Origin of the sequence: Nocardioides hankookensis, from assembly GCF_042658885.1 — a bacterium.
Classification (GTDB): domain Bacteria; phylum Actinomycetota; class Actinomycetes; order Propionibacteriales; family Nocardioidaceae; genus Nocardioides; species Nocardioides hankookensis.
The window spans coordinates 273,760-283,283 of the sequence record NZ_JBHSRJ010000008.1 but is presented as its reverse complement, the minus strand read 5'-3'; the positions used below and the strand labels follow the sequence as shown (position 1 = coordinate 283,283).

Annotated in this window: 12 protein-coding genes; 7 read left to right on the top strand and 5 right to left on the bottom strand. The window is 71.2% G+C overall.

Annotation, left to right across the window (positions count from 1 at the left end; genetic code table 11):
* Positions 1 to 2: 2 nt before the first annotated feature.
* From ACFPYL_RS18860 to ACFPYL_RS18845, 4 genes are read right to left on the bottom strand one after another with little or no spacing between them, the layout of a single operon-like run.
* Positions 3 to 899, bottom strand: a complete 897-nt coding sequence (locus ACFPYL_RS18860) for an alkaline phosphatase family protein (RefSeq protein WP_379157828.1) — start codon at positions 897 to 899, stop codon at positions 3 to 5.
* A gap of 31 nt (positions 900 to 930) precedes the next feature.
* On the bottom strand, positions 931 to 1,608 hold the full coding sequence (locus ACFPYL_RS18855; protein WP_379157825.1) for a DedA family protein: 678 nt from the start codon (positions 1,606 to 1,608) through the stop codon (positions 931 to 933).
* Between the two features lie 46 nt (positions 1,609 to 1,654).
* Positions 1,655 to 3,004, bottom strand: coding sequence for an ATP-binding protein (locus ACFPYL_RS18850; RefSeq protein WP_379157822.1), 1,350 nt, complete (start codon positions 3,002 to 3,004; stop codon positions 1,655 to 1,657).
* Positions 3,005 to 3,009: 5 nt separating this feature from the next.
* Positions 3,010 to 3,687: a response regulator transcription factor gene (locus tag ACFPYL_RS18845; RefSeq protein WP_379157819.1), complete on the bottom strand. Its 678-nt coding sequence runs from the start codon at positions 3,685 to 3,687 to the stop codon at positions 3,010 to 3,012.
* Between the two features lie 109 nt (positions 3,688 to 3,796).
* Here ACFPYL_RS18845 and ACFPYL_RS18840 point away from each other — a divergent pair, with 109 nt between their 5' ends.
* The 3 genes from ACFPYL_RS18840 (at position 3,797) to ACFPYL_RS18830 (ending at position 5,849) form a co-directional block, all read left to right on the top strand.
* Positions 3,797 to 4,102, top strand: coding sequence for a hypothetical protein (locus tag ACFPYL_RS18840; protein ID WP_379157816.1), 306 nt, complete (start codon positions 3,797 to 3,799; stop codon positions 4,100 to 4,102).
* A gap of 101 nt (positions 4,103 to 4,203) precedes the next feature.
* Positions 4,204 to 5,025 carry a COG4705 family protein gene (locus ACFPYL_RS18835; RefSeq protein ID WP_379157813.1) on the top strand — a complete coding sequence of 274 codons (822 nt, stop codon included), beginning with the start codon at positions 4,204 to 4,206 and terminating at the stop codon, positions 5,023 to 5,025.
* Entirely contained in the window at positions 5,025 to 5,849 is an 825-nt protein-coding gene (locus ACFPYL_RS18830; RefSeq protein WP_379158158.1) for an undecaprenyl-diphosphate phosphatase, read from the top strand. The genes ACFPYL_RS18835 and ACFPYL_RS18830 overlap by 1 nt, the downstream gene beginning before the upstream one ends.
* Here ACFPYL_RS18830 and ACFPYL_RS18825 read toward each other — a convergent pair.
* Positions 5,841 to 6,320, bottom strand: coding sequence for a heme-degrading domain-containing protein (locus ACFPYL_RS18825; RefSeq protein WP_379157811.1), 480 nt, complete (start codon positions 6,318 to 6,320; stop codon positions 5,841 to 5,843). The genes ACFPYL_RS18830 and ACFPYL_RS18825 overlap by 9 nt on opposite strands.
* Before the next feature lie 85 nt (positions 6,321 to 6,405).
* Here ACFPYL_RS18825 and ACFPYL_RS18820 point away from each other — a divergent pair, with 85 nt between their 5' ends.
* The 4 genes from ACFPYL_RS18820 to ACFPYL_RS18805 all read left to right on the top strand — a co-directional run bounded on the left by ACFPYL_RS18820 (position 6,406) and on the right by ACFPYL_RS18805 (position 9,521).
* Positions 6,406 to 6,678: a DUF7218 family protein gene (locus tag ACFPYL_RS18820; protein ID WP_379157808.1), complete on the top strand. Its 273-nt coding sequence runs from the start codon at positions 6,406 to 6,408 to the stop codon at positions 6,676 to 6,678.
* A gap of 2 nt (positions 6,679 to 6,680) precedes the next feature.
* Positions 6,681 to 7,148: a DUF6328 family protein gene (locus ACFPYL_RS18815; RefSeq protein ID WP_379157805.1), complete on the top strand. Its 468-nt coding sequence runs from the start codon at positions 6,681 to 6,683 to the stop codon at positions 7,146 to 7,148.
* Complete coding sequence (locus tag ACFPYL_RS18810) at positions 7,145 to 7,828, top strand: hypothetical protein (RefSeq protein ID WP_379157802.1); 684 nt, start codon at positions 7,145 to 7,147, stop codon at positions 7,826 to 7,828. Before ACFPYL_RS18815 ends, ACFPYL_RS18810 begins: the two co-directional genes overlap by 4 nt.
* A 100-nt stretch (positions 7,829 to 7,928) precedes the next feature.
* Positions 7,929 to 9,521, top strand: coding sequence for a catalase (locus tag ACFPYL_RS18805; protein WP_379157800.1), 1,593 nt, complete (start codon positions 7,929 to 7,931; stop codon positions 9,519 to 9,521).
* The last annotated feature ends 3 nt before the right edge of the window (positions 9,522 to 9,524 follow it).

Sequence of the window (9,524 nt, the reverse complement as noted above, 5' to 3'; positions counted from 1 at the left end):
GATCAGGAGGGCCCGACGGGCAGGTCGAACGCTGCAGCGAGGTCCGGTGCCCGGCGGGCACCGCGCAGCAGCGGCGCTCGCAGGACCTCGTCGTACAGGCGAGTGAGGCTGGTGTGGTCGAGACGCGCGCGGACGACGTGCGCGTGCTGGCTCGGGTGCAGCACGGCCGTCAGCACGCGGTTGCCCTGGGAGCTGTCGTCCTCGTCCGCCGTCACCACGACCGCCAGCCGGCCAGACCGGAAGTCGGGGCCGCGCAGCACCGGCCTCAGGGTGGACCGCAGCCACCGGTCGGCATCGGCGAGCGTGCAGTCGGAGTCGTGCGCGTCGTGGCACAGGTTCGGCACGACCATGCCGGCGTTCGGGAGGTCGCCACCCGCGGCATCCGCGGCGAACCCAGCCATCGAGCCGTCGTGGCGCAGGCATGCCCGGCGCTCGTCGACGAAGTACGCCCACGGGTTGTGCTTCACCGCGTAGCGACCCCCGCCGGGCTCGCGAGCGCAACGCCCGGGCATCCCGTCGGCATAGACGCCCGCGGTCCTGCCGAGCGCGCGGGCCTGCCCGAAGACCGAGCGGCCGTGGACGGGGTGACTGGCCGGCGAGGAGTCGTCGGTGACACCGAAGGTGCTGCCGCCCGCGATCGCGAGGTAGTTGGGCAGCGACGGGTGCGTGATCGCCCGGTAGTGGGTGGCGTAGCCGTACCTCCGAGCCAGGCGGAAGGTGTACGGCATCTCGCGACGCATCTCGGCCAGCGAGTGGTTCTCGACGACGACGACCAGCAGCTTGGTGACCGCGGTCGTCGGCTGGCTGGCCGGGCTCGTCGAGCCGCCCTCCGTCCCACCGCACGCGGCGAGGGAGCAGGTCGCGAACACGAGGCACAGGAAACGGTGGAGCGAGTGCACGAGGTCCTCCGTGGGTCGACCCGATCGTCGGTCAGCGTCCGCGAGCGCCCGCCGCAGCTTCCGGGACCGGCGACGGGTCCTCGTCCGCCATCATCTCCGACGGGTCGCCGCATCGGCGGTGCCGCACGGCCGCGATCGCGACCGGGACGAGCGAGAGGGCGACGACACCGAGCACGATCACCTCCACGTGGGCCGCCACGAAGGGCACGCCGCCGAGGAAGTAGCCGGCCGTCAGCACGCCCACGCCCCAGGCCAGGGCGCCGACGAGGTTGTAGACGAGGAACCGTCGGTACGGCATCCGGCCGACACCCGCGACGACCGGCGTGAAGGTGCGCACGACCGGGACGAACCGGCCCAGCACCACGGCCTTCGAGCCGTGCCGGGCGAAGAACGCCTGGGCCCGGTCGGCATGGGCCTGGGAGAAGAACCGCGACTCCTGGCGGCTGAACACCCGCGGGCCACCGCGCCGCCCGATCAGGTAGCCGACCTGGTCGCCCACGAACGCCGCGACGAGGACGCCGAGCGCCACCAGCCCGAACGGCAGCCCGAGCACGCCCGCCGAGGTCAGCACGCCGACCGTGAACAGCAACGAGTCGCCCGGCAGGAAGAAGCCGACCAGCAGACCGGTCTCGGCGAAGACGATCACCATCACGACCAGTAGAGCAGCGGGGCCGAGGCTGGTGAGGTACGGCGTCAGGGACGGGATCACGCTCGCACGCTACGAACGCCCGCCTGCCACCCACCTGACTGCCGGGTCAGACCTCGACCGACGCCCGAGGGAGCTCGATGACGACCTCGGCGCCGCCGTTCGGCGCGTCCTCCAGCCGGATGGTGCCGCCGTGCTCCTGCACCAGCAGACGGGTGATCGCGAGCCCCAACCCGGATCCGCCGTCGTCGCGGGTGCGGGCCTCGTCGAGCCGCACGAACCGCTCGAAGACCCGCTCCCGGTCGGCGGGCGGGACCCCGTCGCCGTCGTCCCGGACCCGGACCTGTACCGTCGCGGCGGTGGCCGTCAGGGTGACCGCGAGCAGCGAGCGTGTGTGCCGCTCGGCGTTGTCGAGCAGGTTGCGGGTGGCGCGGGCCAGTGCGTCGGGACGGCCCACGACGAGCACGTCCGGCTCGATGCGGGTCGCCACAGCCACCCGCCGGGCCCGCCCGGCCTCAGCGCGCACCACCTCGCTCACGTCGAGCAGCTCGTACGCCGGCGGCGCGGACGTGCCCGACCGGGCGAGCAGGAGCAGGTCGGCGACCAGTCGCTCGAGCCGCTCGGTCTCGGCGAGCACGTCCGCCGAGACCGACGACCAGTCCGCGCCGGTACCGGCGACTTCGGCGACCTCGTGCAGCGTCCGGATCGTCGCGACGGGGCTGCGCAGCTCGTGCGAGGCGTCCGCGACGAAGCGACGCTGTGCGTCGACGGACGTCTCGAGCCGGGCGAGCATCTCGTTGAGGGTGACGGACAGGCGCTCGACCTCGTCTCCGGTGGTCGGGACCGGGAGCCGCGCAGACAGGTCGGCAGCAGTGACCTCCGCGGCCTGGGCGCGCAGGCTCTCCACCGGCCGCAGCGCACGGCCGACAAGCACGTAGGTGAGCAGCGCGACCAGCAGCACGAGCAACGGGTCACCGACCGCGAGCAGCCCGATCGTGGACCGGGTGGCGTTGTCGACCGTCTCCAGGCTCTGGGCCGCGACCACCGATCGCCCGTCCGTCGCCGTGACGACCAGGGCGAGGTACCGGTCCTCCTCGTCGTCGAGGCCCGAGAGCACGTGCCGGGTCGGCTGGGTCGACCCGGAGGCTGCGACCAGCGCCGGCTCGCCCTCGAGCGAGTGGCTGGCTGCGAGCACGGTGCCGTCGGCGTCGAGCACCTGGACCAGCACCGACTCGCCGCCGGCGGGCGTGGCGACGGCCTCGGCCGGCGACGCGCCGCCAGCCAACGCCGCGGCGACGGTCTCCGCCTGGTCCTGGGCGACGACGGCGACGCCGTCGACGAGCTGGTGACGCTGGTGGACGACCCCGGCGACCGACACGACCATCAGGGCGACCGCCACGGCCAGCGACGCGGCGATCGCCGTACGCATCCGGACGGAGACGCGGCGCCGTCGACCCACCCGTGTCATCCGCCGTCGCTCGCGAGCCGGTAGCCGGAGCCGCGGACGGTCTGGATGGCCGAGCGTCCGAACGGCACGTCGACCTTGCGGCGCAGGTAGCGGATGTAGACCTCCACCAGGTTGTCGGCGCCGTCATGGTGAACGTCCCAGACCGCCTGGAGGATGTCGAGCTTCGAGACGACCAGGCCCTTGTGCCGCATCAGGAAGTGCAGGAGCCCGAACTCGCGCGGGGTCAGCGACAGCTCCACCTCACCGCGTCCCACGGCGCGGGTCGACGGGTCGAGGTGCAGGTCTCCGGCCGTCAGCACCGGTGGTCGCTCGACGACGCCCCGACGGATCAGCGAGCGCAGGCGTGCCACGAGGACGGCGAACGAGAACGGCTTGACCATGTAGTCGTCGGCCCCCAGGTCGAACGCATCGACCTGGTCGTAGTCCCCGTCCTTGGCGCTGAGCATCAGGACCGGCGTCCACACGTTGGCCTCGCGCATCCGCTTGCACACGTCGTAGCCGTTCAGCCCCGGCAGCATGATGTCGAGGACCACCACGTCGTACGTCGTCGACAGTGCGCTAGCCAGTCCGGACTGCCCGTCGTGCTCGACGTCGGTGAGCAGGCCCTCGGCGTTCAGCCCGCGCTGGAGGGCGCGCGCCAGCGTCTTCTCGTCCTCCACCAGCAGCACTCGCACGCGCCCAGGGTGACGCATCGACCTGACAGCGCTCTCAGGTTCTCTCAGCGGCCTCACAGCGACGGCGGCCGACAGTGGTGGTGTCAGCTCAGATCCCACAGGAGGAAACATGAAGCACCTCAAGCGCAACGCGGCCCTGGTCGCCGCGACCGCCGTCATCGCTGCCGTCGGGATCGGCGGCGTGATGACCGCGACCGCCGACTCGCCCCGCGGCTCCGGCCACTCGCAGACCGAGAAGTCGGACGGCGACGGTGAGATCGACGACGACGGCACCGAGGTCGGCGAGGTCGACGGTGCCGAGGAGGCCGAGACCAACGACGACGCGACCGACACCGGTCCCGACGCGAACCCGAACGAGCCGGGTCACCAGGACGCCAGCGACGCCGGCGACGGCGACGGCGAGACCGCCGACTGACCCTGGTCTGCCGGTGGCCCGGCGGGCGGATGACCGCCTGCCGGGCCACAGCCGTGCCAGCAGTCAGGTTGTGTGCAGGGAGCGGTCCCTAGCGTGCGGCCGTGCCCTCGACTTCCCGCGCTCTCGACGCGCCCACCACCGCCCGCTCCCGCCGCTCGCGCCTCGAACCCGTCGCCGCCAAGGTCCCGGAGATCACCGCCCTCTTCTGGGTGATCAAGGTGCTGACCACCGGCATGGGCGAGGCCGCCTCCGACGGCCTCGGGGAGACCAGCCTGGTGCTCGGGGGAGTCATCGGGGTCGGCGGGTTCTTCCTCGCCCTGTGGCTCCAGCTGCGCTCGGACCGCTACCACGCACCGACGTACTGGTTCTGCGTCTCGATGATCGCGGTCTTCGGGACGATCGTCGCCGACGTCCTGCACGTGGCGACCGGCCTGTCCTACTACGTCACCTCGGCGTTCTACGCCGGCTCCGTCGCGGTGCTGTTCACGTGGTGGCACCGGTCCGAGGGCACGTTGTCGATCCACCACATCGACACCCGCAGACGGGAGCGCTTCTACTGGGCGACCGTCCTGGCGACGTTCGCCCTCGGTACGGCGGTCGGCGACCTCGTCGGCCTGACGATGGACCTCGGCTTCTTCGCTGCCGGGCTGCTCTTCCTCGCCGCGATGATGGTGCCGCTCGTCGCCTGGCGGCTCGGCGCGAACGCGACGCTGTGCTTCTGGACGGCGTACGTGCTGACCCGTCCGCTCGGTGCGTCGTTCGCCGACTGGATCGGCAAGGACCACGAGATCGGCGGCGGGCTGGGCTTCGGCGACCTGCGGTTGACCGCGATCCTGGCCGTGGCGATCGCCGTCCTCGTCGCCTACGCGCACCGCTCGGGCCACGACATCCAGCGGCCGATCCCCGTGGATGCCGACGCGTGATCGACCTGTGGCAGGCCGCGCTCCTCGGCGTCGTCGAGGGCCTGACGGAGTTCCTCCCGGTCTCCTCGACCGGGCACCTCAAGATCGTCGAGGGACTGCTGGGTCTCGACGTCGCCGACGACAGCGTCGTCGGCTTCACCGCGGTCATCCAGATGGGGGCCATCGCCGCGGTGCTCGTCTACTTCGCGCGCGACATCCTGCGGCTCGCGACGGCCTGGCTGCGGGGCCTGGTCAGCCGGGAGCGCCGTACCGACCCTGACTACAGCTTCGCGTGGTGGATCGTGTGGGCGACGGTCCCGGTGGTGGTCGTGGGGCTGCTTGCGAAGTCCTACATCGATGGGCCGCTCGCCTCGCTGTGGGTGGTCGCCGCGTCGTTGGTCGCCGGCAGTGCGTTCATGTGGGTGGCCGACCGCGTGGGCTCGCACACGAGACCGGAGTCGGAGATCACGCTCGTCGACGCCGTCGTGGTCGGTACGGCGCAGGTGCTGGCCCTGCTCTTCCCCGGCTTCTCCCGGTCGGGAGCGACCATCTCCACGGGCTTGATCCGGGGGCTCGACCGGGTGGCCGCGACGCGACTGTCCTTCTTCCTCTCGATCCCGGCGCTCACCGGGGCGGGACTCTACGAGCTCAAGGACGCGGTCGGTGGGGGAGTCGGCACCGGGCCGGTCGTCGTCGGCACCGTCGTGTCGTTCATGGTCGCCTACGCCACGATCGCGTGGCTGCTCCGCTACGTGTCGCGGCACAGCTTCGACCTCTTCGTCTTCTACCGGCTGGGCGTCGCGGTCCTGGTGGTCGGTCTGTTGGCCTCCGGCGCCCTAGGGTGACGGAGAGGACGCGACACGCTGCTCGAGCACCTCGACGACCAGCCGGTGGTCGTCGAGCTGCGGGAGGCCGGAGACCGCGACCGTGCCGATGCAGCCCGTGCCGCGGAGCAGGATGGGGAAGGCGCCGCCGTGGGCGGCGTACACGGTCGGGTCCAGGAGCGAGTCGATCTCGAAGGACTTGCCCGCGACCCGGAACTGCTCGCCGACCCGGAGCGAGGAGCAGCCGTAGCGGTCGACGACCGCGCACTTGCGCTCGAGCCAGCCGTCGTTGTCGGCGGACGCCCCGGAGAGCGCGGCGTGGAAGAGCCGCTGGCCGTTGCGTCGCACGGAGATGGCGACCGGCAGGCCCCGGTCGCGTGCGGTCTCCCGCAGCGCGGCGCCGAGCTCCCACGCGTCGTCGGCACCGAAGGCGTCGAAGACGAGGCGTTGCTCCTGGGCGATGAGCTCGTCGAGCAGGGCACGGTCGGTCATGCCGCCACGGTAGCGAGACGCATCGTGGCGGGCCTCGGAGGGAACGGGTGAGATGTCGACCCGACCCACCCGAGAGGAGTGCGCCATGCCTGCCACGAAGAAGCCCGGTCCGAGCGTCAAGGACGACGACCTCTACGAGGCACTGCGCGACGAGGGCAACAGCAAGGAGAAGTCCGCGCGGATCGCCAACGCCGCGGCCAACACGTCACGCAAGGCCGTCGGGAGGAAGGGCGGCTCGTCGCCGTCGTACGACGACTGGACGGTCGCCGACCTCCGCAAGCGCGCCGCGGAGCTCGAGATCGAGGGCCGCTCGTCGATGAAGAAGTCCGAGCTGGTCCGCGCCCTGCGGGACCACTGACGGTGGACGGCCGCGACGAGACCGAGGAGGAACGCCTCGATCGCAAGTTCGACGACCTGCTCCAGGAGCTGCGGGTCATGCAGACGGGTGCCCAGCTGACGGCGGGCTTCCTGCTGACGCTGCCGTTCCAGAAGAGGTTCGAGGACCTCGACGACTTCCAGCTGACGACGTACCTGGTCCTGGTCGTCCTCGCCGCGACCACGACCCTGCTCCTGCTCACGCCCGTCGTGATCCATCGCCGGCTCTCGGGTGAGCACGTCAAGGGTCTCGTGCTCGCCGCGGCCAGCCGGCTGGTGGCCGCTGCGATGACGACGCTGTCGCTGATGATCGTCGGGATCATCTTCTTCACCTTCGACATGGTCATCGACCGGTCGGTCGCGCTCGTCGCCGGCGTGGCCGTGGGCGCGGCCGTCGCCGGGCTGCTCCTCGGGGTGCCCACCTACCTCGCCCGGGCCGGCGAACGCGCATGACGCCGCGCACCGCGGGCGGCGAGAACCGGCTGCCGCCGGCGGCAGCGGTGGTCGTCGCGATCGTGGTCTACGCCCTGCTGCCCAGCTCGGTGCTGCTGACCAACCGGCTCATCATCCCGGCCGTCGAGGTGCTCCTCCTGGTCGCGCTCGTCGTCACCAACCCGCGCCGGATGACCCGCGAGACGCGGTGGTCGCGGTGGGTCTCGGCGGCCCTGGCGGCGGTCGTGATCCTCACCAACCTCGGCGCGCTGGCGCTGCTCGTCACCGAGCTGACCGGCTCGGGACCGAGCGGCACCGAGCTCCTGGTCGCCGCCATGCAGATCTGGCTCACCAACGTCATCGGCTTCGCGCTCCTCTACTGGGAGCTCGACCGCGGTGGCCCGGTCGCTCGTCGCAGCGAGAAGCGCGCCGAGCTGCCCGACGCCGACTGGCGCTTCTCCCAGGACGAGAACGACGGCACGGTCGTCGAGGTGAGCCGTACGTCGAGCAAGGCCTCGGGCTGGGTCCCGATCTTCGTCGACTACCTCTACCTGTCGCTCACCAACTCGAGCGCCTTCAGCCCGACCGACACGATGCCGCTCACCAGCCGGGCCAAGGTCCTGATGGGGGTCCAGGCGACGGCGGCGCTGCTCACGTCGCTGGTGCTGGTCGCCTTCGCCGTGGGGTCGCTCGGAGGCTGAGCCCGCGCTGATCTCGGGGGCTGGTCGCGGCGTTTGCCGGGCCCGGGGAACGGTCACCGTCCGAGGTGTACGACGACGCACTCGACCAGCAGGAGAGACGATGACCGACGTACCCCAGCCGACCGACGGCACCTCGATCGCGACCGGCCCCTCGGAGGAGGCGCAGCTCGGGTCGACCACCGAGACCGGCGCCCCGGCACCCAGCGACCGGAACTCGCTGACGGTCGGGCCGGACGGGCCGATCGTGCTCCACGACGTGCACTTCCTGAACCAGATGGCGCACTTCAACCGGGAGCGCATCCCGGAGCGCAACGTGCACGCCAAGGGCTCGGGCGCGTTCGGAGAGTTCACGACGACCGAGGACGTCTCGGCGTACACGAAGGCGGCGCTCTTCCAGCCCGGCACCACGACCGAGATGCTGGCCCGCTTCTCGACGGTGGCGGGCGAGATGGGCTCGCCGGACACCTGGCGCGACCCGCGCGGCTTCGCGTTGAAGTTCTACACGTCCGAGGGCAACTACGACCTGGTCGGCAACAACACCCCGGTGTTCTTCATCCGCGACACGATGAAGTTCCCGCACTTCATCCGCTCGCAGAAGCGGCGCGGCGGCAACGGGCTGCGCGACAACAACATGCAGTGGGACTTCTGGAGCCTCAACCCGGAGTCGGCGCACCAGGTGACCTACCTGATGGGCGACCGCGGCATCCCGAAGAGCTACCGCCACATGAACGGCTACGGCTCGCACACCTACCTCTGGGTCAACGAGGCCGGGGACAAGCACTGGGTGAAGTACCACTTCCACACCGACCAGGGCGTCGAGGGCCTCACCGACGAGGACGCCACCCGGATCGCCGGCGAGGACGCCGACTTCCACCGCCGCGACCTCTACGAGCACATCGACGCCGGCGACTTCCCGTCGTGGACGCTGTCGGTGCAGCTGATGCCGTACGACGACGCGAAGACCTACCGGATCAACCCGTTCGACCTCACCAAGATCTGGCCGCACAGTGACTACCCGCTGGTGAAGGTCGGCACGATGACCCTGAACCGCAACCCGGACAACTTCTTCGCCCAGATCGAGCAGGCCGCGTTCGAGCCCTCGGCGCTGGTGCCGGGCATCGGCTTCTCGCCGGACAAGATGCTGCTCGGCCGCGCCTTCGCGTACGCCGACACGCACCGGCACCGGATCGGGCCGAACTACCTCCAGCTCCCCGTCAACCGTCCCAAGGTCGAGCTCAACACCTACACGCAGGACGGCCCGATGGCCTACGAGCACCGTGGTGACGAGCCGGTCTACGCGCCGAACTCCTTCGGTCGCGGGTACGCCGACAACGTCGGCGAGGTCGACCCCGGCTGGGAGGCCGACGGTGCGATGGTCCGCCAGGCCTACACGCTGCGCGAGGACGACGACGACTTCGCCCAGGCCGGCACGCTGGTCCGGGACGTCTGGGACGACGAGATCCGCGGGAACTTCGTGAAGACCGTCGCCGGCCACCTGCTCGGCGGCGTCGAGGGCGAAGTGCTCGACCGCGCGCTGGCCTACTGGCACCGCGTCGACGCGGACACGGCCAAGCAGATCGAGGAGCTGGTCCGCGCGGACGCCGACCTCGGTGCTCCCGGTGCGCAGGACGACGCGGCCAAGGAGGACGCGGACGACCCCGTGGTCGAGACGGACACCCACGCGAGCTCCTGACAT

Coding starts and splice junctions, on each gene's coding strand:
- ACFPYL_RS18825 (WP_379157811.1), bottom strand. CDS start 6,320: ATGACCGACCGTGCCCTGCTCGACGAGCTCATCGCCCAGGAGCAACGC.
- ACFPYL_RS18840 (WP_379157816.1), top strand. CDS start 3,797: ATGAAGCACCTCAAGCGCAACGCGGCCCTGGTCGCCGCGACCGCCGTC.
- ACFPYL_RS18820 (WP_379157808.1), top strand. CDS start 6,406: ATGCCTGCCACGAAGAAGCCCGGTCCGAGCGTCAAGGACGACGACCTC.
- ACFPYL_RS18805 (WP_379157800.1), top strand. CDS start 7,929: ATGACCGACGTACCCCAGCCGACCGACGGCACCTCGATCGCGACCGGC.
- ACFPYL_RS18810 (WP_379157802.1), top strand. CDS start 7,145: ATGACGCCGCGCACCGCGGGCGGCGAGAACCGGCTGCCGCCGGCGGCA.